Annotated in this window: 22 protein-coding genes; 18 read left to right on the top strand and 4 right to left on the bottom strand. The window is 42.4% G+C overall.

Annotated elements, in window-relative coordinates:
- The first annotated feature begins 5 nt into the window (after window positions 1–5).
- The 12 genes from ACYH0L_RS13300 to ACYH0L_RS13245 all read left to right on the top strand — a co-directional run bounded on the left by ACYH0L_RS13300 (window position 6) and on the right by ACYH0L_RS13245 (window position 11,514).
- Window positions 6–530 (top strand): RDD family protein, encoded by a 525-nt coding sequence (locus ACYH0L_RS13300; protein WP_367307767.1) that lies wholly within the window; start codon window positions 6–8, stop codon window positions 528–530.
- 98 nt (window positions 531–628) lie between these two features.
- The gene (locus ACYH0L_RS13295; protein WP_099726879.1) at window positions 629–1,336 is read left to right on the top strand and encodes a DUF2953 domain-containing protein; all 708 of its coding nucleotides are present in this window, start codon (window positions 629–631) and stop codon (window positions 1,334–1,336) included.
- 14 nt (window positions 1,337–1,350) lie between these two features.
- Window positions 1,351–1,803 (top strand): GerW family sporulation protein, encoded by a 453-nt coding sequence (ytfJ, locus tag ACYH0L_RS13290; protein ID WP_007501733.1) that lies wholly within the window; start codon window positions 1,351–1,353, stop codon window positions 1,801–1,803.
- A gap of 112 nt (window positions 1,804–1,915) precedes the next feature.
- The gene (tpx, locus tag ACYH0L_RS13285; RefSeq protein ID WP_048239080.1) at window positions 1,916–2,416 is read left to right on the top strand and encodes a thiol peroxidase; all 501 of its coding nucleotides are present in this window, start codon (window positions 1,916–1,918) and stop codon (window positions 2,414–2,416) included.
- An 88-nt stretch (window positions 2,417–2,504) separates the two neighbouring features.
- Window positions 2,505–3,479 (top strand): class I SAM-dependent methyltransferase, encoded by a 975-nt coding sequence (locus ACYH0L_RS13280; RefSeq protein WP_099726881.1) that lies wholly within the window; start codon window positions 2,505–2,507, stop codon window positions 3,477–3,479.
- Between the two features lie 230 nt (window positions 3,480–3,709).
- Entirely contained in the window at window positions 3,710–4,894 is a 1,185-nt protein-coding gene (locus tag ACYH0L_RS13275; protein WP_256498903.1) for an acetate kinase, read from the top strand.
- Between the two features lie 100 nt (window positions 4,895–4,994).
- A complete protein-coding gene (locus ACYH0L_RS13270; protein WP_256498902.1) occupies window positions 4,995–5,510 on the top strand; it encodes a MogA/MoaB family molybdenum cofactor biosynthesis protein in 516 nt (171 codons plus the stop codon).
- 173 nt (window positions 5,511–5,683) lie between these two features.
- On the top strand, window positions 5,684–6,895 hold the full coding sequence (locus ACYH0L_RS13265) for an argininosuccinate synthase (RefSeq protein ID WP_099726884.1): 1,212 nt from the start codon (window positions 5,684–5,686) through the stop codon (window positions 6,893–6,895).
- Entirely contained in the window at window positions 6,892–8,265 is a 1,374-nt protein-coding gene (argH, locus tag ACYH0L_RS13260) for an argininosuccinate lyase (RefSeq protein WP_230031034.1), read from the top strand. The genes ACYH0L_RS13265 and argH overlap by 4 nt, the downstream gene beginning before the upstream one ends.
- A 274-nt stretch (window positions 8,266–8,539) precedes the next feature.
- Window positions 8,540–9,295: an SDR family oxidoreductase gene (locus ACYH0L_RS13255; RefSeq protein WP_230031033.1), complete on the top strand. Its 756-nt coding sequence runs from the start codon at window positions 8,540–8,542 to the stop codon at window positions 9,293–9,295.
- Between the two features lie 65 nt (window positions 9,296–9,360).
- A complete protein-coding gene (locus ACYH0L_RS13250; protein WP_099726887.1) occupies window positions 9,361–10,044 on the top strand; it encodes a metal-dependent hydrolase in 684 nt (227 codons plus the stop codon).
- Between the two features lie 147 nt (window positions 10,045–10,191).
- Window positions 10,192–11,514: a CBS domain-containing protein gene (locus ACYH0L_RS13245; RefSeq protein WP_099726888.1), complete on the top strand. Its 1,323-nt coding sequence runs from the start codon at window positions 10,192–10,194 to the stop codon at window positions 11,512–11,514.
- Window positions 11,515–11,581: 67 nt separating this feature from the next.
- On the opposite strand, the gene ACYH0L_RS13240 is transcribed toward ACYH0L_RS13245, so the two are convergent.
- The gene (locus tag ACYH0L_RS13240; RefSeq protein ID WP_099726889.1) at window positions 11,582–11,884 is read right to left on the bottom strand and encodes a YtpI family protein; all 303 of its coding nucleotides are present in this window, start codon (window positions 11,882–11,884) and stop codon (window positions 11,582–11,584) included.
- Between the two features lie 147 nt (window positions 11,885–12,031).
- On the opposite strand from ACYH0L_RS13240, the gene ACYH0L_RS13235 reads away from it, so the two are divergent.
- Window positions 12,032–12,973: a DHH family phosphoesterase gene (locus ACYH0L_RS13235; RefSeq protein WP_099726890.1), complete on the top strand. Its 942-nt coding sequence runs from the start codon at window positions 12,032–12,034 to the stop codon at window positions 12,971–12,973.
- Between the two features lie 51 nt (window positions 12,974–13,024).
- Here the strand turns inward: ACYH0L_RS13235 and ACYH0L_RS13230 are convergent, their stop codons facing one another.
- The 3 genes from ACYH0L_RS13230 to ytrH all read right to left on the bottom strand — a co-directional run bounded on the left by ACYH0L_RS13230 (window position 13,025) and on the right by ytrH (window position 14,161).
- Window positions 13,025–13,210 (bottom strand): YtzJ family protein, encoded by a 186-nt coding sequence (locus ACYH0L_RS13230; protein WP_099726891.1) that lies wholly within the window; start codon window positions 13,208–13,210, stop codon window positions 13,025–13,027.
- A gap of 109 nt (window positions 13,211–13,319) precedes the next feature.
- Window positions 13,320–13,823 (bottom strand): sporulation membrane protein YtrI, encoded by a 504-nt coding sequence (ytrI, locus tag ACYH0L_RS13225; protein ID WP_007501718.1) that lies wholly within the window; start codon window positions 13,821–13,823, stop codon window positions 13,320–13,322.
- Window positions 13,820–14,161 (bottom strand): sporulation membrane protein YtrH, encoded by a 342-nt coding sequence (ytrH, locus tag ACYH0L_RS13220; protein WP_034320977.1) that lies wholly within the window; start codon window positions 14,159–14,161, stop codon window positions 13,820–13,822. Before ytrH ends, ytrI begins: the two co-directional genes overlap by 4 nt.
- 137 nt (window positions 14,162–14,298) lie before the next feature.
- Between ytrH and dnaE the strand changes: the two genes are divergently transcribed.
- From dnaE to pfkA, 5 genes are all read left to right on the top strand, one after another.
- Window positions 14,299–17,634: a DNA polymerase III subunit alpha gene (gene dnaE, locus ACYH0L_RS13215; protein ID WP_482354094.1), complete on the top strand. Its 3,336-nt coding sequence runs from the start codon at window positions 14,299–14,301 to the stop codon at window positions 17,632–17,634.
- A 141-nt stretch (window positions 17,635–17,775) separates the two neighbouring features.
- The gene (gene ystJ / locus ACYH0L_RS13210) at window positions 17,776–19,008 is read left to right on the top strand and encodes an NADP-dependent malic enzyme (protein ID WP_025092260.1); all 1,233 of its coding nucleotides are present in this window, start codon (window positions 17,776–17,778) and stop codon (window positions 19,006–19,008) included.
- A 305-nt stretch (window positions 19,009–19,313) separates the two neighbouring features.
- Window positions 19,314–20,189: an acetyl-CoA carboxylase, carboxyltransferase subunit beta gene (gene accD, locus ACYH0L_RS13205; RefSeq protein WP_099726893.1), complete on the top strand. Its 876-nt coding sequence runs from the start codon at window positions 19,314–19,316 to the stop codon at window positions 20,187–20,189.
- Window positions 20,174–21,151 carry an acetyl-CoA carboxylase carboxyl transferase subunit alpha gene (accA, locus tag ACYH0L_RS13200; protein ID WP_034320966.1) on the top strand — a complete coding sequence of 326 codons (978 nt, stop codon included), beginning with the start codon at window positions 20,174–20,176 and terminating at the stop codon, window positions 21,149–21,151. Before accD ends, accA begins: the two co-directional genes overlap by 16 nt.
- A gap of 342 nt (window positions 21,152–21,493) precedes the next feature.
- Window positions 21,494–22,453: a 6-phosphofructokinase gene (gene pfkA, locus ACYH0L_RS13195; protein ID WP_099726894.1), complete on the top strand. Its 960-nt coding sequence runs from the start codon at window positions 21,494–21,496 to the stop codon at window positions 22,451–22,453.
- The last annotated feature ends 11 nt before the right edge of the window (window positions 22,454–22,464 follow it).

The following is a 22,464-nucleotide window of genomic DNA, read 5'->3' as shown; positions in this document are numbered from 1 at the left end:
CATAGATGGATTCTACATTCGATGAAGTAAGCGAAAGCCGCAGCCAGCAGGAAGAATTGAAGCCCGCCCTTGCGAAGCGCGCTTCAATTGAAGCGCAGGCCTTTGCAGGTTTTTGGATTAGATTTTGGGCGTTTATCCTTGATTGGCTCGTCGTTTGGGGTGTTAACCATTTGACGGTTTCTCCAATCTTTAGTCTGTTTGGCTGGTCAAAAGGAGGAGGGTGGTTTTCTCCATTTTCCGTCACAACGACGATTGTTTTCCTGCTTTATTTCGCCATCATGACGAAAATTTTTCATCAAACCCTCGGCAAGATGGTGTTTGGGATCAAAGTGGTCTCACTTCAGCCTGAGAAGCAGCTGGCATGGGATGTCATTTTCTTTAGAGAAATTGTTGGACGATATATTAATTCACTTTTTGTTCTCTATGCTGTCGTTGGGTTCTCACCGAGAAAACAAGGGGTTCATGACTACTTTGCTGATACAGTGGTCGTCCATGAACATCTATATGAAAAAACAGAATCGAACGTGTAACCAAAGGGAGTTTGACCGAAGCCGGTCAAACTCTTTTTTGATGATTGGGTATAAAATCCATAATGAGAGCCATAATCGTAGGGGAAGCATCATTTGTTATGGAGGAAGTGAGCACAGTGCTTTACGTTTGGATCGCAGCTTTTTTGTTCCTTGTGATCTTATTGATTTTCATGAAAGTGACCATTTCACTGGATTATTCGCATGCAAATGACAATGACCACATTGGGCTGAAGGTCATCACCTTATATGGAATGGTCAGACTCAAAAAAGAGATTCCGATGGTGAAGGTCAATCCGGAAGATCAAACGATTGATATTCGTGAAAAGAAAATGGCGAGCTCCAAAACGCCTAGTCAAGAAAAAGAATCCATGCATAAAAAAGTGGGAAAACGTGATATGAAGCAAATCCTTCATCAAATGGAGCGCATCACAAAAGAGATAGTAGATCTAAACCGGATCATGCGGAAGTTCTTCATTCACATCAAAATTGTATCGTTTCACTGGTCGACATGGATCGGCTTTCATGACGCCGCTTTAACAGGTGTGGCAGCCGGCGGCGTGTGGTCAGTCAAAGGAGCACTGCTTGCCTTTATGCAGGAGCATCTCACCTTTAAGCATAAACCGGTATATGAAGTCATTCCCGCCTTTCAGCACAATGTGTCACAGACCCATTTTACATGTATAGCTTATTTTCGTATTGGACATGCTATGCTTGCAGCCATTCGATTACTTGTCCATTGGTTAAAAGGGAGAAAGGCAAGAAAAAGTGCCTCTCTTCAAGCAACGAAGAATGAATCATCTGTTTAAGGAGGAACCCGAAAATGGCAGATCATCCAATCCAAGGTCTGATGAAGACAGCGATGGAAAATTTAAAAGAAATGATCGATGTGAATACGATCATCGGCGATCCAGTCGAAACCCCTGACGGCAGCGTCATTCTCACTGTGTCAAAGGTCGGTTTTGGATTTGCAGCCGGCGGCAGTGAATTTAACGGTAACCAAAAGAAAGAAAAACGTTCTGATGAACAAGAACGAAAAGAACCGAGACTCCCATTTGGCGGCGGCAGCGGCGGCGGGGTGTCCATTACACCAATTGCCTTCTTAATTGTGGGAACAAACGGAGTTCGAATGCTTCATTTGGATGAACACACACATCTGCTTGATAAAATATTGGATTCTGCTCCTCAAGCAATTGAACGTCTTCAGCATATGTTTAAGAAGGATGAACGGGAGCACCGCCACAAAGAACGAAAACTAGATGACATAGACCTTTAAAAAGTTAGCTGCGCTGCAGTTAACTTTTTTTTCAAAATGGACGATTAGGCTTTGCAGTTTTTTGCGTTCTCTACTATGATAGAACCATACATTTGATAAGGGAGGAATTGTTTTGGCATCGATCACATTTAAAGGGAGTTCTGTAACGCTTGTAGGAAATGAAGTGAAAGTAGGCGAGCAGGCTCCTGATTTTACGGTATTAACGAACTCACTAGGGGAAGTTTCACTTTCTGATTTAGCAGGAAAAGTGACGATCATCTCAGTGATTCCTTCTATTGATACAGGTGTGTGTGACGCACAAACAAGACGTTTCAATGAAGAGGCAGCCGGTTTAGGTCCGGTCAATATTTATACGATTAGTGCAGATCTTCCATTTGCACAAGCACGCTGGTGCGGAGCAAACGGAATTGAAAATGTAGAAACATTATCTGATCACAGAGATATGTCTTTTGGTGAAGCGTTTGGTGTATATATGAAAGAATTGCGTTTATTGGCGCGTGCTGTTTTCGTATTAGACCCGAACGGGAAAGTGGTTTACACTGAATACGTAAGCGAAGCAACGAATCATCCAAATTATGAAAAAGCCATTGAAGCTGCGAAATCACTGTTATAAAAGCAGCATCGACAAGAGCTCCGGCTTCATACTGGGGCTCTTTTCAATGAGAACATATAGCTTTTAACAAAGCGAGGAGAGAAAAGCATTGCAGAAAGATCAAGTGAGTACTATTTTTGAGCTGCTCGATACAGCCTCGATTCGATTGAAAAAGGAACAGAGCATTTCCTATATTGAAGCATTGGCAGAAGCAGGAGAAGCCTTTTTCCAGGCAAATGATCGAAACGGTTTACTGAAGGACTTAATAGAGAAAGCAGATTTTGCCTCCTATGATCATGAGCAGACTCGTAAAGCGTTTCAGCTCGCCGTACTGAAAGGACAAAAGGACATTTCCCATCCAAACCGTCAAATGACGCCAGATACGATTGGCCTGTTTGTCAGCTATTTGGTGAATAAATTTTTAGAAGGCCAAAAAGAGCTTGTTGTCTTTGATCCAGCAGCGGGAACAGGGAACTTATTGCTTGCTGTGTTAAACAATCTCACTGCAGAAACAAAGCGCGGCTTTGCATCTGAAATTGATGATGTGCTCATTAAAATTGCTTGGGCACAGGCGAATTTAGAAGAGAAAGAAGTAGAGCTTTTCCATCAGGACAGCCTTGAGCCGCTTCTCATTTCACCGGCAGATGTCACCGTATGCAGCCTTCCAGTCGGCTATTACCCAAATGATGAGCGTGCAGCAGACTATGACTTAAAGGCAAAAGAAGGACATGCCTTTGCGCATCATTTATTCATTGAACAAAGCCTTCGTTACACGAAAGAAGGCGGCTTCTTATTCTTCATCATTCCAAACGATTTGTTTGAAGGAAAAGAAAGTGTGCAACTAAAGGATTTCATCAAAGATCATGCTTATATGAATGCGTTAATTCAGCTGCCAGTCTCCATGTTCAAAGACAAAAAGCACGCCAAAAGCTTATTTGTCATGCAAAAGAAAAAAGAGGGGCTGCAAGCACCCAAACGGATGCTGTTTGCCAATCTGCCATCTTTCTCACAGAAGGAAGCGATGGTTGGTGTGATGAGAAAGTTAGACCAGTGGTTTATAGAAGAAAAAGAAACGAAAGAATAGCCAGAGTGATTTCTGGCTATTTTACTATTCAGAAAATAACGACTTATCGATGTAAGCGATAACAGTTCGAAGGTGTACTTGAAATGCAAAGTTTTCAATGTTTAAATGAAAAAGTCAGATATTTTTCGGACTTATCGTTAAACTATAAAAGACCCGTTCAAACAGGTTGAATATAGCACCGGAAAAAACGTGAAACCTTATATAACAACTGAGTAAAAGGAGCGACAAGAATGTCCAAAATTATTGCAATCAACGCAGGAAGCTCATCTCTTAAATTCCAATTGTTCGACATGCCAGAAGAAACCGTTTTAACGAAAGGTCTTGTTGAAAGAATCGGAATGGACAACAGTATCTTTACGATTTCTGTAGATGGAGAAAAGAAAACAGAAATCACTGATATTCCAGATCACGCAGTAGCTGTAAAAATGCTGCTTGAAAAACTAACTGAATTCAACATCATCAAGGACTTTAATGAAATTGATGGCGTAGGACACCGCGTCGTTCACGGTGGAGAAAAGTTCAGCGATTCTGTTCTATTAACAGATGAAGCGATCGATGAGATTGATCAGCTTTCAGAGCTTGCACCACTGCACAACCCTGCAAACGTTGTAGGAATCAAAGCATTCAAACAAATTCTGCCTGACGTACCAGCGGTTGCTGTGTTCGATACAGCGTTCCACCAAACAATGCCAGAGCAGTCTTACCTATACAGCCTTCCGTACGACTACTACAAAAACTTTGGTATTCGTAAATACGGATTCCACGGGACAAGCCATAAGTTCGTCACAGAGCGTGCATCAGAACTATTAGGCCGTCCGTTAGAAGAGCTTCGTTTGATTTCTTGCCACCTTGGAAATGGTGCGAGTATCGCAGCAGTAGAAGGCGGAAAATCAATCGATACATCAATGGGCTTCACGCCGCTTGCTGGTGTGGCGATGGGTACACGTTCAGGTAACATTGACCCTGCCCTCATTCCATTTATTATGGAGAAAACAGGACATACTGCTGAAGAAGTTCTTTCTACTTTGAATAAGAAGAGTGGTCTTTTAGGTGTGTCTGGTCTTTCAAGTGACCTTCGTGATATCGAAGAAGCAACAGAAGAAGGAAACGACCGTGCAGAAGTAGCTCTTGATATTTTTGCCAGCCGTATTCATAAATACATCGGTTCTTATGCAGCGAGAATGAATGGCGTAGATGCGATCATCTTCACAGCTGGAATTGGTGAAAACAGTTCAGAAGTGCGAGCACGTGTACTTCGTGGTCTAGAATTCATGGGCGTTTACTGGGATCCATCTCTTAACAACATGAGAGGCGAAGAAGCATTCATCAGCTACCCTCACTCTCCTGTGAAAGTCATCGTGATTCCTACAAACGAAGAAGTGATGATTGCAAGAGACGTTATGCGCTTAGCGTAATAAAATGGTACAGCTCTTTTCCTAATGGGAAAAGAGCTTTTTTGTTCAAAGCAGCATGCTATAATTTGTCCAATACGAAGCGAAAGGGAGCGTGCGTTAGATGAGCGTTACGGAACATAAACGAGAAGCGAAAGCGAGGCTTCATGTAAAAGTCATGACAGTCAGTGATACAAGGACAAAGGAAACGGATAAAAGCGGCCGTCTCATGATTGATTTGCTCAAAGAACAGGGACATCTCATTCTTGCATACGATATTGTAAAAGATGACATTGGAGCGATCCAAGACGCTCTGCTTGAAGGAACAAGTGAACCGAAGATTGATGCCGTCTTGTTAAATGGGGGGACAGGTATAGCGGCAAGGGATGTCACCATTGAATCCATCACCCCTCTTTTCTCAAAAGAGCTGCCTGGCTTTGGTGAAATCTTTCGCATGCTCAGCTATACAGAAGACATCGGTTCTGCTGCTATCTTGTCTAGAGCAACTGCTGGGGTCGTTAACCAAAAAGTGGTCTTTGCCACACCAGGCTCTACCGGAGCAGTTCGTTTAGCCATGACAAAACTCATTATTCCTGAGCTTCCTCACGTCGTGCGAGAGCTTGAAAAGGATCAAAAATAGCCCAAAATGACTCTGCCAAGAAAAATTGGCAGAGTTTTTTTCATAAAGGGGTTGAAAAAACAATTTTTCCTTGTTACAGTGTATACATACTAAATGCATGTTTATAAATTAAAACTTATTTTTATGCAAAAAACATTCACAGAATCAAAACAAGTGAGAGGAGCTTTTCAATCATGTCACAAAATAAAAAAGTCGTATTAGCATATTCCGGAGGTCTTGATACCTCTGTTGCAGTTAAATGGTTACAAGAGCAAGGATACGAGGTTGTTGCTTGCTGCCTGGACGTAGGTGAAGGAAAAGATTTAGCATTTGTTCAGCAAAAAGCACTTCAAGTCGGAGCAGTTCAGTCTTACATGATTGACGCAAAAGAAGAATTTGCTGAAGAATTCGCACTTGCTGCACTGCAAGCACACACCATGTATGAAGGAAAATACCCGCTTGTGTCTGCACTATCTCGTCCGCTCATTGCCAAAAAATTAGTGGAAGTAGCAGAGAAAGAAAATGCAGTCGCAGTTGCACACGGATGTACAGGAAAAGGGAACGACCAAGTTCGTTTTGAAGTATCCATTAAAGCATTAAATCCAGATCTAGAAGTTCTTGCACCAGTGCGTGAATGGAAATGGTCTCGTGATGAAGAGATCGACTATGCACAAAAGCATGGCATTCCAATTCCGATTAACTTAGACAGCCCGTATTCAATCGACCAAAACCTTTGGGGCAGAAGTAACGAATGCGGCATTTTAGAAGATCCTTGGGCTGCGCCGCCAGAAGGTGCGTACGATCTGACAAATCCACTTGAAAAAACACCTGACACACCTGAGATCATTGAAATCACGTTTGAAAAAGGTAAACCAACGGCGATTGACGGTATCCAGTATTCATTATCTGATCTGATCCTTCATTTAAATGAGGTCGCTGGTCAGCATGGTGTTGGCAGAATCGATCACGTTGAAAACCGTCTTGTTGGGATCAAATCTCGTGAAGTGTACGAGTGCCCAGGTGCTATCACACTTTTAAAAGCGCATAAAGAGCTTGAAGACTTAACGCTTGTCAAAGAAGTCGCTCACTTTAAGCCAATCGTTGAACAAAAAATGGCTGAATTAATATACAACGGCTTATGGTTCTCACCACTTAAAGAAGCACTAGACGCATTCTTACAAGAAACACAAAAGAACGTAACAGGTGTTGTACGTGTGAAACTATTTAAAGGCCATGCGATTGTAGAAGGACGTAAATCACCATATTCACTTTATGATGAAAATCTAGCGACTTACACAAAAGCAGATGAATTCGATCATGATGCAGCTGTAGGATTTATTAACCTTTGGGGTTTACCAACAAAAGTAAACAGCATCGTGAACAAAAAGGAGCAGGTTAAGGCATGAAAAAGCTTTGGGGAGGCCGATTTCAAAAAACACCAGAAAAATGGGTCGATGAGTTTGGCGCGTCCATTCATTTCGACAAACAATTAGTCAAAGAAGATCTGACCGGCTCCCTTGCTCATGCAAGTATGCTGAATAAATGCGGTATCCTCCAAGATGAGGAGGCCGCTGCCATCAAAGACGGACTGAATACGCTCATGAAAAAGGCAGAGGCGGATGAACTGGATTTCTCAGTAGATTATGAGGACATTCATTTAAACCTTGAAAAAATGCTCATTGATGAGATTGGACCGCTGGGCGGCAAATTGCACACAGCGAGAAGCCGGAATGATCAGGTCGCAACAGATATGCATTTATATTTGAATAACCAAGTAGAGCATATCATTGAGCTGATCTCTTCTTTTCAAAAGGTGCTTGTAGAGAAAGCAGAACAGCACGTTGAAACGATCTTTCCAGGATATACGCACTTACAGCGTGCACAGCCTATTTCCTTTGCCCATCATATGCTCGCCTACTTTTGGATGCTTGAGCGTGACAAAGCGCGCTTTCAAGATTCTTTGAAGCGGATTAACGTCTCTCCACTTGGATGCGGGGCGTTAGCTGGAACGACATTCCCAATTGATCGTGAATATACAGCAGAGCTGCTTGGCTTTGACCATATTTACGAAAACAGCCTTGATGGCGTGAGTGATCGTGACTTCATTTTAGAGTTCTTGTCTAACAGCAGCCTTGTGATGATGCACCTCTCACGTCTTTGTGAGGAAATCATTTTATGGTGCTCTCAAGAATTCAAATTCATTGAGCTTGATGACACTTACGCAACAGGCAGCAGCATGATGCCGCAAAAGAAAAACCCGGATATGGCTGAATTGATCCGTGGAAAAACGGGCCGTGTATATGGCAACCTGATGGGGCTTCTCACCATTATGAAAGGCTTGCCGCTTACGTATAACAAAGACCTGCAAGAAGATAAGGAAGGCATGTTTGATACAGTGAAAACCATCGCTGGCAGCCTGCAAATCTTCACAGGCATGATTCAAACGATGACAGTGAACGAAGATGTCATGAAAAAAGCAACAAAAGAAGATTTCTCAAATGCGACCGAAGTGGCAGACTACCTTGCGAAAAAAGGCATGCCATTCCGTGAAGCACACGAAATCGTTGGCAAGCTCGTGTATACATGCATTCAAAAAGGCATCTACTTAAGTGATCTTCCGTTTGAAACATTCACAGAAGCGAGCGGTCTTTTTGAACAAGATATTTACACCGTTCTTGATCCGTATGTCGCTGTTGAAAAAAGAACAAGTGCAGGGGGAACTGGATTCAAACAAATTCAGCTCGCTTTAGAAAAAGCAAAAGCCTGCCTAGCGTAACCTTTTAAAAAACCATTCGTATGAGACGGATGGTTTTTTGCTGTAATGCAGAAAGGAGAAGCATCCTCCTTGGAGAACATGAAAGCGTATGATGTTTTTAAGTTGGGGAGGGGGCGATAGCTCAAAAGCTGTAGGCTTTGTTTGATCAACCCATCGTCCGCATCATGAATAGCAGACAAAGGGTTCAGAAGTGCGTCCAGTACTGGTTTATAGTAAAGTAAAGATAGTATGAGAAACACATGAACTTGCAACCTTTGCTTTAGGAGGAGATTGTGTGCGACACGCATTAATAACAGCGGGTTCTAAAGGGCTTGGAAGGAAAGTCACCGAGTCTTTACTGAATATGGGGTATTCTGTGACAGTGAATTATCGAAGTGATGATGAAGCTGTCCGGCAGATGAAAGAAGAATTGCAGGAATACGAAGAAAAGCTTCAATTTGTCCAAGGCGATGTGACAAACAAAGAAGATTTAAAAAACATGGTAGAGCTGGCAACAGAGCGATTTGGGCGGATTGATGCCTTGATCAATAATGCCGGGCCTTATATTTTTGAACGAAAAAAACTCGCGGATTACTCTGAAGATGAATGGTATCAAATGATGGAAGGCAACCTATCCGCAGTGTTCCATTTGTTCCGAATGGTGATCCCTATGATGAGAAAACAAGGCTTTGGCCGCATTATCACGTATGGCTTCCAAGGGGCAGATCATGCACCAGGCTGGATGCACAGATCAGCCTTCGGAGCGGCAAAGGTAGGGCTGGCCTCATTGACGAAAACCATTGCGATTGAAGAAGCTGAAAATGGCATCACGGCCAATATGGTTTGTCCAGGCAAAATCGTCGGAGCCATGAAAGAATCCACGATCGAGGAAGCACGTCAGATCAGAGACGGTGAAACACCAATAGGCCGGTCTGGTACCGGAGAGGATATAGGGCGCATCATCTCATTTTTATGTGATGATCGATCAGACCTCATTACAGGGACTGTCATTGAAGCGACAGGTGGACTTAACGTGATTCATAGGCATTAAGTTTTTTAGCTTTTTATACAGGGAATAGATGATATGAGATCAAAATTGAGAGGTGGACATACTACATGAAAGCTACATATCATGGACATTCAGTCGTACACATTGAAACAAACGGATACCATATTTGGATTGATCCATTTTTAAATGGAAATAAGCACACAGATATCAAACCACAGGATATCAAAGCAGATGTGATTTTGCTGACTCATGGACATGGAGATCACCTCGGTGACACCATTGAAATGGCTAAAAATAATGACGCTCTCGTCGTCGCGCCAAACGAGCTTGCTGTCTATTTAAGCTGGCAAGGGGTGAAAACGCACCCGCTTCATATTGGCGGCGGACGTGAGTTTGAATTTGGTAAAGTCAAGCTCACACAAGCGTTCCACGGTTCAGCGGTCATTGATGAAGAGGCAAAAACGATTACGTATACAGGCATGCCATCAGGTATTTTATTTACCGCTGAGGGCAAAACGATTTATCATGCTGGAGACACTGCGCTCTTTTCAGATATGAAGCTGATCGGTGAGCTGAATCATATTGAGCTCGCATTCCTTCCAATCGGTGATAACTTCACGATGGGACCGGACGATGCAAGAATCGCAGCAGAATGGCTTCGTGCAAAGCAGGTCGTGCCGATTCACTACAGCACATTCCCGCCAATTGAGCAGGACCCGCATGCATTTGCAGACAGCCTGCACGGCGGCGTAGGTCACGTGTTAAACAGCGGAGAATCCATTGAAATTTGATCATCATGAACAAAAGCCGGCACACAAATGCCGGCTTTTTTGTTTGTCTGCATCGTGCTGAAGTAAAAGACAAATTGCTATTAAAAGCCTCCTGCCTTTATAATGAAACATAGATGAAAACGCTGAAAACAAAAAGGGTGAACGGGATTGGCGACAAAGCACGAGCAAATTTTATCGTATATTGATTCATTAGATGTCGGAGAGAAAATTTCTGTCCGGCGCATAGCGAAAGAAATGAAAGTGAGTGAAGGCACCGCTTACCGGGCCATCAAAGATGCTGAAAATAAAGGGTTCGTTAGCACCATTGAACGCGTCGGTACCATTCGAATTGAACAGAAGAAAAAAGAAAATATTGAAAAACTGACATATGCGGAAGTTGTCAATGTCATTGATGGACAGGTGCTTGGAGGACGAGCAGGCTTACATAAAACGTTAAACAAATTTGTCATCGGAGCGATGGAGCTGGATGCGATGATGCGATATACGGCAGCTGGAAACCTGCTGATCGTCGGAAACCGGATCAATGCCCACAGGCAAGCATTAGAGGCAGGAGCGGCTGTGCTGGTCACAGGCGGATTCTCAACAGATGAACAAATCATTCAGCTCGCAGATGAGCTTGAGCTGCCAATATTATCGACAAGCTACGATACATTTACGGTAGCGGCTCTCATTAACAGGGCCATTTATGACCAATTAATTAAAAAAGAGATTGTGCTTGTGGAGGATATTTTAACGCCGATTGAACGGACCGTATACTTATCACCAGAGGATAAGCTTGAGAAATGGTATGAAAAGAATTACGAAACAGGACACGGCCGCTTCCCGGTAGCAGATGATCAAATGAAGATTCACGGCATTCTCACCTCAAAGGATATTGCAGGCTATGACCGCTCTACACCGATTGAAAAGGTGATGACGAAAAATCCGCTCACAGTCATTGGCAAAACATCTGTTGCATCTGCTGCACAAATGATGGTGTGGGAAGGCATTGAGGTGCTGCCAGTTGTAGATGATCATGCGAAGCTGATTGGGATGATTAGCCGTCAGGATGTGCTCAAGGCGCTGCAAATGATCCAAAAGCAGCCGCAGGTCGGAGAAAAACTGGATGACGTTGTGTCGAGAGGGTTTAAAGAAACCGATACAGAAAAACCGAAAGCAGATGCGGTTTATCAATATGAGGTCACACCACAAATGACAAACCAGCTTGGCAATATTTCATATGGTGTGTTTACACAAATTTTAATCGAAGCAGCCAACCGTTTCTTAAAATCTCATAAAAAAGGCGAGCTGATTGTCGAAAGTCTCTCTGTCTACTTCTTAAAACCGGTACAAATGGAATCGACGATACAGATCAAGCCGAATATTTTAGAAGTAGGGCGCAAGTTTGGAAAGCTGGAAGTTGAGGTGTACCACCAATCAAATATCGTAGGGAAAGCGATGCTGATGGTGCAGCTGATGGAGAGAGGATAACGATAAAAGGGCGATTGCGAAGAAGACAAAGGACTAAAATAAACATCATTTTAGCCCTTCTCTCTCATTATGCGTGATCTTTTTCGCCTTCCTTTAAAAAGAGCGGAAGATAATGCTTGTAGGCTTTATACCCAGCCCACGTACTGCCGATACCAACTGCAACAAAAATAAATCCAATGACAAATGCGAGTGACGAACGGTTTAAAAATAATTGATTCACACCGAAGAGCAGGACAAAGCAGCCAAGTGCCATACTGGATTTGGCCGACCAGAATTTCTTCTCGACTGGACGGTTCGTACGGACATTCTTTGCTTTGTAGTATAAATAAAACATGGCAGAACTAATAATAAACACAATCAAAACAAGCATGTGTCAAGCCTCCATTGTAAGTGATTACAACCCTATTTTAAACGTAAATAGGCTTGCTTACTAGAATAAATTGTCTATTCCTCACTTTTCCGTCAGGATAGATTATGATTTAATAATAAAAAGAGTATCGCATAAGAAGGAGTTTTTATGAAAAAAGAACTGATTAGAACCATATCATTATATGACACCATCATCATCCATAGACATGTAAGACCAGATCCTGATGCGTATGGATCGCAGTGCGGCCTTACGGAAATCTTGCGTGCCACCTATCCAGAAAAAAATATTTATGCGACTGGAACCCCGGAGCCAACCCTTTCATTTTTATATGAACTCGATGAGGTACCGGACGAAGTGTATAAAGGTGCCCTTGTCATTGTCTGTGATACAGCCAATCAAGCAAGAATTGATGATCAGCGCTATTCAATGGGTGATCGATTAATGAAAATTGATCATCATCCGAATGAAGATCCTTATGGTGACTTGCTTTGGGTGGATACAGAGGCAAGCTCTGTGAGTGAAATGATTTATGAATTGTATTTAGAGGGGAAAGAAGAAGGATATCAGCTGAATACAAAGGCGGCTGAACTGATTTATGCCGGCATTGTAGGAGACACAGGCCGCTTCCTTTTCCCAAATACAACGAAAAAGACACTCAAATATGCAGGGGAACTAATCGAATATCCATTTTCATCATCAGACCTTTTCAATCAATTGTATGAGACGGATTTGAATGTCGTGAAATTAAATGGCTATATTTTTCAACATATCTCTTTGTCAGAGAATGGGGTAGCCTCTGTTTTTATTAAACGTGACATTTTGGAATCGTTCCAAACAACGGCGCAGCAAGCCTCGCAGCTTGTTGGGACACTTGGAAATATTGCAGGTATTAAAGCTTGGGTCTTTTTTGTGGAAGAAAACGATCAGATTCGTGTCAGATTCCGCTCTAAAGGCGTTGTCATTAACACCATTGCTAAAAAATATCATGGCGGCGGTCACCCGCTTGCAGCCGGTGCGTCCATTTTTGATTGGGCCGTGGCAGATGAAATCTTGCGTGATTTAGAAGAAGTATGTAAATCATCATCGTGAGAGAGGAAGGCTTCAAGTCTCCTCTCTCTTTTTTGATGCTGGAGAAAAGGGTTAATTGGATACAGGGATAAACCAGCAGCCGATGTCCGTTGAATCTTCATAGGCTTGGAGATTTTGATGCTTTAATTCTTTTTTAATTAAATGAGCCATCATTTCTGTCTCAGCATAAGCACACATGCCGTCTTTGATCCGGCTTGCTTTGTCTCGTGCCATTTGACGATAGCTATAAACCTCCATTGTCCTCACCTCTTTCTATTTAGGATATCGTTCTTCTTTTAGTGTATAAAAATTTGGAGTGAAAAGCGATCATTGAGGGCAGAAATTCATAAAAATTCCACAGGATCATTTATTCAGCAAATGAAATACGCACTTCCAGTGAAAGCTTCGTATAAATCGTCAGCTCTGTCACTTTGGCGCGGTATGCCTTTTCCCGAATCGTATATTCTTTATTTTCCACCGTTCGTTTTAATAATTCCTTTGTTTTGTAGACACTTTCAATATCCTTTGTGATGACTTCTGAGATGTCCTCTTTGACCTGATCTTCAAACTTTAGCGTATCCGGCTCTGGGATTTTATATTGCTCACGATTCACGAGATGAACATCTACGCTTTGGATCAGCAGCCGCTGCTTATTATCCTCATTTAACTTATGCAAATCTTCCCGATAGAGTGTGATTTGTTCTTTCAGACTGTCCATATGGTGCTGCTGGCTTCTGAGCAGTGTCACCTGCTTTTCCTGAAAGGTTCCATATGTAAAGAGGAAAATCAGCCAGCTGATAATCGCGCCGAACATCATTCCAGCAAAAAAACGCTGCCAGCCTGGGCGTTTATACAGCTCCGGCACTCTCATGATGACACATGCTCCTGAGTGAGCCACGTAATAATGAGATATCCCGTTTGTGCACCGCCCATGGCAGAGATAATTAATAAGATCTGTTTGAAAATATCACGCGTGTTTCCTTCGAAAATGCCTCTTTCAAAGCTATAGACCGCATCAAATGTGCCGCCGATTGCGGCGACAAGCGCCCAAATTTTTAAACGGTTGGCAAGACTTGAAATAATTGATAGGGGAGGCTGACCGGATAAATATGCACCTACACCGCCTATAATGGCACCACCTAAAATCACCCCAAGTGCGATAAAGTAACAGCTAATAAAGTTCGGAATAAAGGCTTCCTTCACATCCATTTTTTCCACCTCACTCTATTCAATATATGGCGTGCTCTGGACAAGTATGAACGGACGGAAAAGAAAGAACATTTGTTTCTCACCGCATCGCGTTTTATAATGAAAGAATGACTTTAGACGAAAGGAGTGGATTAAGCATGTCTTATGTTCATCTTCAGGTCCACAGTGGATACAGCTTGTTAAGCAGTGCAGCTAAGGTAAAGGAGCTCGTGCTAAAAGCGAAAGAACTTGGCTGCAAAGCGCTCGCTCTTACCGATGACCATGTGATGTATGGAACGGTTGAATTTTATAAGGAATGTAAAAAACATGGCATCAAGCCGGTCATCGGTTTAACAGCTTCTGTCTTCATAGATGAACAAGAGACAGAGGCTTATCCCTTGGTACTCCTTGCAAAAAACAATGAAGGCTATCAAAATCTGATCAAAATTAGTAGTGTGCTGAAATCAAAATCAAAAGCTGGACTGAAAGAAAAATGGCTGAAAAGCTATCATCATGGGCTTATTGCCATAACGCCAGGCACATCTGGCTATATTGAAACGCTGCTGAAGCATGATCAGTTAGAAGAAGCGCACGATGCAGCAAGCCATTTGAAACGTATTTTTGGCGGGGGGCATGTGTACATTGCGGTTCAGCCATTTCAGCAAGACGAGTCGCTTGCCGGAAAGCTGCGGGACGTCTCAAAAAGTGCGGAAATTCCACTTGTCGCGACGGGAGATGTTCATTACATCAACCGAGAGGACAAAACGGCGTATACATGTTTAAAGGCCATAAAAGCAGGACAGCAGCTTTCAGATATAGAGGAAGACCGAGGAGAAAAGCATTTCAGATCCATCGAAGAGATGACGGAATGGTATGCGGATGATCCTGAACTGCTTTCAAGAACGGTTGAGATCGCAGACCGCTGTGAAGTAGATTTAAATCTTGGACAGACAAAACTGCCATCCTATCCAACTCCTGATCAATCGACAGCAGATCAATTTTTACGAAGAGTGTGCGCGGAAGGCATGAAACAAAGAAAGATCGCTTCAAATGAAACGTATGTCAAAAGGCTTGAGTATGAGCTAAGCATTATCCAAAAAATGAATTTCAGTGATTATTTTCTTATTGTATGGGATTTTATGAAGTATGCGCATGACCACGGCATTGTCACAGGCCCAGGACGGGGGTCAGCAGCAGGCTCACTTGTTGCCTATGTTCTGTCTATTACAGATGTCGATCCGATCCGTCACGGCCTTTTATTTGAGCGTTTCTTAAATCCTGAGCGAATCAGCATGCCGGATATTGATATTGATTTTCCTGACACGAGAAGAGATGAAATGATTTCTTATGTAAAAGACAAATACGGGGACATGCATGTGGCTCAAATTGTTACGTTTGGAACGCTTGCTGCAAAGGCAGCCTTAAGGGATGTCGGACGTGTGATGGGGATTGATTCAAAGGCAGCGGACCGTCTTGCAAAGCTCGTCCCATCGAAGCCAGGGACGACGCTGAAAGAAGCGGTGGCCGCATCTCCCGAATTAAAAACGCTGCTCCAGCAATCAGAAGAACTTCGAAAGGTCTTCCAGACAGCTTTAAAGGTAGAAGGCTTGCCAAGACACACGTCGACACATGCAGCCGGCGTTGTGCTAAGCGAAGAGCCGCTGACGCAGGTTGTTCCGATCCAAGACGGCCATGATGGTGTGTATTTAACGCAGTATGCCATGAATTATTTAGAAGATCTAGGACTTCTAAAGATGGATTTCTTAGGGTTAAGAAACTTAACGCTAATCGAATCCATTAAAAACCAGATTGAAAGACAGGAGAACGTCCACATTAACTTTAGTGACATTTCGTATCAAGATCAAAAAACGTTTGAATTGTTATCAGCAGGAGATACAACAGGGATTTTCCAGCTTGAATCACAGGGGATGCGCCAGGTGCTAAGACGGCTGAAACCTTCTAGTCTAGAAGACATCGTGGCAGTCAATGCCCTCTACCGGCCAGGTCCAATGGAGAATATCCCGCTCTTTATCGACCGAAAGCACGGCAGGGTGAAGGTCTCTTACCCGCACCCAGATTTGTATGACATTTTAAAGGACACTTACGGGGTCATCGTTTACCAAGAGCAAATCATGCTGATTGCAGCAAAGATGGCGGGCTTTCAGCTAGGCGAGGCCGATCTATTAAGAAGGGCCGTTTCAAAAAAGGATAAAAAGGTCCTTGATGAAGAGCGAAGCCATTTTGTTGAAGGATGCCTAAAAAAGGAGTATCCTGTTAACATTGCAAATGATGTTTATGACTTAATCGTCAAATTTGCAAACTATGGTTTTAATAGAAGCCATGCTGTCGCATATAGCATGATTGGCTTTCAGCTTGCTTATTTAAAAGCGCATTATCCGTTATATTTTATGTGCGGACTTTTAACTAGTGTGATTGGAAATGAAGACAAAGTCGCTCAATATTTCTATGAGGCAAAGGAAAAAGGGATCTCTGTGTTGAAGCCTTCTATTAATAAGAGTGAATTTCCATTTACGGTTGAAAAAGGGGAGATCCGCTACAGCTTAAGAGCGATCAAAAATGTCGGAGTGTCAGCTGTAAAGGATATATACAGAGCAAGACAGGAAAAGCCGTTTGAAGATTTATTTGATTTTTGCGCAAGGGTATCACCAAAGAGTGTAAACCGAAAAACGATTGAAGCGCTCATTTTTTCAGGGGCGATGGATGAGTTTTATCCAAATCGTGCTTCGCTTTTAGCATCGATAGATATTGCGTTAGACCACGTGTCATTTTTAACACCTGAGGACCAGCTGGACTTTCTTGGGGATACAACCTTCTCCATTAAGCCAAAATATGCTGAGATAGACGAACTGCCGCTTGTCGACCTTTTGCAATTTGAAAAAGAGGCACTCGGTTTATATTTATCAAACCACCCAGTACAAGCGTATCGAGATCGTTTAAGAGAGAATGGAGCAGTAGAAATCATCAGACTTTCTTCTTATATAAAGCGAACGATCTCAATGGGTGGTCTTTTGACAAAAGTGAAATCGATTCGAACAAAAAATGGACAATCGATGGCATTTGTCACATTTGGGGATGAAACGGGAGAAATGGAAGGCGTCGTCTTTCCAGAGCAATTCAGAAAGCTGTCCCCCTTACTTGAGGAGGGCGCCATGCTTTATGTTGAAGGCAGAATAGATGTCAGAAATGACAGCAGTCAAATCATCGTGCAAGAAGCAGTTCTGCTTGAAGAGATGGGCACAAAAAGAAAAGAGTCTGTCTACATTCGGGTGAAAGAAGAAAACCATACGCAGGAGCTGCTTGAGCAAGTAAAACGAGTGATCTCTTTGCACAGCGGAGAAGCAGATGTCTATTTGTATTATGAAAAGCAAAAAAAGACGATGAGACTTCCAGATGCATACAAAGTTCATGCAGATCATGCCGTGATCTTCCAGTTAAAAGAGCTGCTCGGTGAACAAAACGTTGTGATTAAATGATGACAAATCGTCTGAATATGTTTTACAATTTCACCTATTGTGTTATCATTTTAAAGATTCTGTGTATTTAAACTGCCAAGTATGTGCTTATCAACTTAGCAATTCATTAAATCATTTTCCACTTGAAGGAGTGTTCATCACATGTCATTAAGAGAAGAAGCATTACATATGCACAAAGAGAATCAAGGCAAACTCGAATCAAAATCAAAAGTACAAGTGAAAAATGCGAAAGACTTGAGCTTGGCTTACTCACCAGGTGTTGCAGAGCCATGTAAAGATATTTATGACGACACAAGCAAAGTGTATGATTATACAATGAAAGGTAATATGGTCGCTGTTGTCACAGACGGAAGCGCTGTGTTAGGGCTTGGAAATATCGGTGCGGAAGCATCTCTTCCGGTCATGGAAGGTAAAGCTGTATTATTCAAAAGTTTTGCAGGTGTTGATGCATTCCCAATCGCACTTGCAACAAACGATGTAGACAAAATCGTTGAAACAGTGAAGCTTCTTGAGCCGACGTTTGGCGGCGTGAACCTTGAAGATATTGCAGCACCAAACTGCTTCATCATTGAAGAGCGTTTGAAAAAGGAGACAAACATTCCTGTTTTCCATGATGATCAGCATGGAACAGCGATTGTAACAGTGGCAGGACTTGTCAATGCCCTTAAACTGTCTGGAAAATCAATGTCTTCAATCAAAGTTGTTGCAAACGGCGCTGGCGCAGCAGGTATTGCGATTATCAAACTTCTTTATCATTTCGGTGTACGTGATATCATTATGTGTGATACAAAAGGCGCTATTTATGAAGGCCGTCCAAATGGTATGAATGCAGTGAAAAACGAAGTAGCTAAATTTACGAACCAAGACCGTAAAGAAGGCTCTTTAGAAGAAGTAATTGAAGGCGCAGATGTCTTTATCGGCGTTTCAGTAGCAGGTGCTTTAACAAAAGAAATGGTTGGAAAAATGGCAAAAGATCCTGTGATCTTCGCAATGGCAAATCCAAACCCAGAGATCATGCCAGAAGATGCACATGCAGCAGGTGCAAGTGTTGTAGGAACTGGCCGTTCTGACTTCCCGAACCAAGTGAACAACGTCCTTGCATTCCCTGGCATTTTCCGCGGAGCGCTCGATGTACGTGCAACACACATTAACGAAGAAATGAAAATTGCAGCTGTTGAAGCGATTGCTTCCCTTGTATCAGATGAAGAATTGTCAGCGGAATACGTCATCCCTGCACCATTTGATGCACGTGTAGCACCAGCGGTAGCTAAAGCAGTGGCAAAAGCAGCAATGGAAACAGGCGTTGCAAGAATCAAAGTAGACCCAGAAGCTGTTGCAGAAAAAACAAGAAAATTAACGATTATCGGCGAGTAATCGAATTGGAAAAGTGTGCACGTTCTTTCTGGAATAGGAGGAAAGGCGTGCACCATTTCCTCTCTGATACGAAAATTTTTTCATCCGGAATGAGATTTTTTTGTAGACGTTCACAATTCAAATATATCAACTGCTCAGCGCCCCAAACACATACTCATTTCTCATCAATTCCCCACTAAAAAAATGGAATGAAGGATGACAGCGTTTGACAAAAAAAGTACAATAGTTTCGGTACAGTTATGACATGTCCTATAATAGTGGATGTGCGTGTAAAGAAAAAACCCTTCAAAAAGGGAGGTAGTCATTTGTCAATCAAGAACATTTTCAGTAAAAAGAAAAAATATGCATCTGTACCCTCTGAACAGGCAAGTCAAGATGTCCCTGAAGGCATCATGACCAAATGTCCGCAATGTAAAAAAATAATGCTCACCAAAGAACTAGATAAAAATTTACGTGTTTGTATGAATTGCGGCAGACATTTGCAAATGAATGCAAAACAGCGTATTGAAAGCCTTGTAGACGAAGGCACATTTGAAGAATTTAACGGGCACCTGATTTCTGAAAACCCGCTCGGTTTCCCAGGCTACGAAGAAAAGCTTGAGAAAGACAGAGAAAAGACATCTTTGAATGAAGCCATTGTCACAGGTAAAGGTGAAATTGAAGGCCAAAGTGCTGTAATTGCTGTCATGGATGCCACGTTCCGTATGGGAAGTATGGGCTCGGTCGTTGGTGAAAAGATCACACTGGCTATTGAGAAAGCAAAAGCGGACAAGGTGCCATTTATTATCTTTACTGCATCTGGCGGAGCGAGAATGCAAGAGGGGATTCTCAGTCTCATGCAGATGGCAAAAACAAGTTCAGCATTAAAGCTGTTCAGCGAGGACCAAGGTTTGATTATCTCTGTGATGACCAACCCGACAACTGGCGGTGTATCAGCTAGTTTTGCGTCTCTCGGTGATTACAACTTTGCAGAACCTGGTGCATTAATTGGTTTTGCAGGCCGCAGAATCATTGAACAAACCATTCGTGAAGACCTGCCAGAGGACTTCCAAACGGCTGAATTTTTAATGAAGCATGGTCAATTGGATGCTGTCATTCACCGTGCAGAGATGAAAGAAAAACTGGGTCAAATCTTAGCATTACACAGCACAGGAGGTGAACGAGAGTGGCTGGAGAACTAGAATTTGAAAAACCTGTCATCGAACTTAGAGCGAAGATTGATGAATTGAAAAAGTTCACACAAAACTCAGAAATGGATTTAAGTGCAGAAATTGAGCGCCTTGAAACACGTCTGAGTAAGCTTGAAGCGGACATTTATACAAATTTAAAACCATGGGACAGAGTGCAAATTGCACGTCATGCCATGCGTCCAACAACTCTCGATTACATTCAAGAGCTGTTTGACAACTTTTTCGAATGTCATGGTGATCGTTTCTATGGCGATGATGAAGCCATTGTTGGAGGAATCGCCACGTTTAAAGGGCTTCCTGTCACAGTCATTGGCCATCAGCGTGGAAAAGACACAAAAGAAAACTTGCGCCGTAATTTCGGAATGCCTCATCCAGAAGGTTACCGTAAAGCGCTGCGCTTGATGAAACAAGCAGATAAATTTAATCGCCCCATCATTTGCTTTATTGATACAAAAGGAGCTTATCCTGGTAAAGCAGCTGAAGAACGCGGGCAAAGTGAAGCAATTGCGAAAAACTTATTCGAAATGGCAGGACTTCGTGTACCGGTTGTCTGTATTGTCATTGGAGAAGGCGGAAGTGGCGGAGCACTAGGCTTAGGCGTAGGAAACCACCTATTCATGCTAGAGAACTCAACGTATTCAGTGATTTCACCTGAAGGTGCAGCAGCACTGCTCTGGAAGGACTCATCACTTGCTAAAAAAGCTGCAGAAACAATGAAAATTACCGCTCCAGACCTAAAAGAATTAGATATTATAGATGATGTTATTAAAGAAGTGCAAGGTGGAGCACATCGAGACGTGAAACAACAAGCAGCCTACATGGATCAAACATTAAAACAGTCACTTACATCTTTGCTCAAACTATCGCCAGAAGAATTAGTCGAACAAAGATATCAAAAATACAAAGCAATTGGCAAAGTGTCGATTGAAAATCAATATATTGGGGTAAACTAAATAAACGTACAGCCTTTTTGGCTGACGTTTATTTTTTTTCATCTTTTTTTATGAAAACCTTCCTTGTGTAAGCGCTATTTGAAAATAATTTTCTTTTGTTTTCATAAAATTTGAAACGTCTGAAAACCTTGATATGATAAGGTTTAGAGCGCTTGATCCTACAAGTTTTTGAGAGATTTGCTTTCATGACTTTCTTAACTTTTGTTTAAAAACGGTTTATTTAATTGTATAATAAGTACGGTTTTAGAAATTCGTATTGAAAACATCCGGTTTTGCTCATGATTGTTTTCAAGCAATGGAAATGGTATGTTTAATTCATATATGGTCTCTGAGGTGAAAAAGATGAAGCGTATAGGAGTTTTAACGAGCGGTGGGGATTCCCCAGGAATGAATGCAGCTGTGCGCGCAGTTGTAAGAAAAGCAATTTACCATAATGTTGAAGTTTACGGTATTTATAATGGATATTCAGGTCTAATTAACGGTAAAATTGAGAAACTCGAAATAGGTTCAGTAGGCGATATTATTCATCGTGGAGGAACAAAACTTTACACGGCAAGATGCCCTGAATTCAAGACAGTTGAAGGTCGCGAAAAAGGGATTGAAAACTTAAAAAAATTCGGTATTGAAGGGCTTGTTGTCATTGGTGGAGATGGCTCATTCATGGGAGCGAAGAAATTAACAGAGCTCGGTTTTCCATGTGTAGGTGTCCCTGGCACGATTGACAACGATATTCCAGGTACTGATTTCACTATTGGCTTTGATACAGCACTGAATACTGTCATTGATGCCATTGATAAAATTCGTGATACAGCCACATCTCATGAACGTACATACGTAGTGGAAGTAATGGGAAGACATGCTGGTGATATTGCCCTCTGGTCAGGTCTTGCGGGCGGAGCTGAATCTATTTTGATTCCTGAAGCAGACTATGACATGGACGAAATTATTGCCAGATTGAGAAGAGGTCATGAGCGCGGCAAGAAGCACAGTATCATCATCGTAGCAGAAGGCGTAGGCAGCGGTGTTGAATTTGGCAAGCGAATTGAAGAGGAGACAAGCCTTGAAACACGTGTATCTGTCTTAGGACATATTCAGCGCGGAGGTTCTCCAAGTGCGTTTGACCGGGTGCTGGCAAGCCGTTTAGGAGCGTATGCAGTGGAGCTTCTTCTTGAAGGAAGTGGCGGACGCTGTGTGGGCATTCAAAGCAATGAACTCGTTCATCACGATATTTTAGAAATCTTAGATAAAAAACATACAGTCGATCAACATATGTACCGACTTTCACAAGAGCTCTCTATATAAAACGAGAAGAC

Source organism: Bacillus sp. MC1252 (assembly GCF_056838025.1).
The sequence above is the reverse complement of the archived record's forward strand: the minus strand, read 5'-3'. Positions and strand labels throughout refer to the sequence as shown.

What these genes read in the sequence shown, in the direction of transcription:
- ACYH0L_RS13270 (WP_256498902.1), top strand. Translation starts at nt 4,995, where the DNA reads ATGAGCGTTACGGAACATAAACGAGAAGCGAAAGCGAGGCTTCATGTA.
- ACYH0L_RS13300 (WP_367307767.1), top strand. Translation starts at nt 6, where the DNA reads ATGGATTCTACATTCGATGAAGTAAGCGAAAGCCGCAGCCAGCAGGAA.
- ytfJ (WP_007501733.1), top strand. Translation starts at nt 1,351, where the DNA reads ATGGCAGATCATCCAATCCAAGGTCTGATGAAGACAGCGATGGAAAAT.
- ystJ (WP_025092260.1), top strand. Translation starts at nt 17,776, where the DNA reads ATGTCATTAAGAGAAGAAGCATTACATATGCACAAAGAGAATCAAGGC.
- ytrH (WP_034320977.1), bottom strand. Translation starts at nt 14,161, where the DNA reads ATGGATGTGAAGGAAGCCTTTATTCCGAACTTTATTAGCTGTTACTTT.
- ytrI (WP_007501718.1), bottom strand. Translation starts at nt 13,823, where the DNA reads ATGAGAGTGCCGGAGCTGTATAAACGCCCAGGCTGGCAGCGTTTTTTT.
- pfkA (WP_099726894.1), top strand. Translation starts at nt 21,494, where the DNA reads ATGAAGCGTATAGGAGTTTTAACGAGCGGTGGGGATTCCCCAGGAATG.
- argH (WP_230031034.1), top strand. Translation starts at nt 6,892, where the DNA reads ATGAAAAAGCTTTGGGGAGGCCGATTTCAAAAAACACCAGAAAAATGG.
- ACYH0L_RS13250 (WP_099726887.1), top strand. Translation starts at nt 9,361, where the DNA reads ATGAAAGCTACATATCATGGACATTCAGTCGTACACATTGAAACAAAC.
- ACYH0L_RS13265 (WP_099726884.1), top strand. Translation starts at nt 5,684, where the DNA reads ATGTCACAAAATAAAAAAGTCGTATTAGCATATTCCGGAGGTCTTGAT.
- ACYH0L_RS13240 (WP_099726889.1), bottom strand. Translation starts at nt 11,884, where the DNA reads ATGCTTGTTTTGATTGTGTTTATTATTAGTTCTGCCATGTTTTATTTA.
- ACYH0L_RS13275 (WP_256498903.1), top strand. Translation starts at nt 3,710, where the DNA reads ATGTCCAAAATTATTGCAATCAACGCAGGAAGCTCATCTCTTAAATTC.
- ACYH0L_RS13230 (WP_099726891.1), bottom strand. Translation starts at nt 13,210, where the DNA reads ATGGAGGTTTATAGCTATCGTCAAATGGCACGAGACAAAGCAAGCCGG.
- ACYH0L_RS13295 (WP_099726879.1), top strand. Translation starts at nt 629, where the DNA reads ATGGAGGAAGTGAGCACAGTGCTTTACGTTTGGATCGCAGCTTTTTTG.
- ACYH0L_RS13235 (WP_099726890.1), top strand. Translation starts at nt 12,032, where the DNA reads ATGAAAAAAGAACTGATTAGAACCATATCATTATATGACACCATCATC.
- dnaE (WP_482354094.1), top strand. Translation starts at nt 14,299, where the DNA reads ATGTCTTATGTTCATCTTCAGGTCCACAGTGGATACAGCTTGTTAAGC.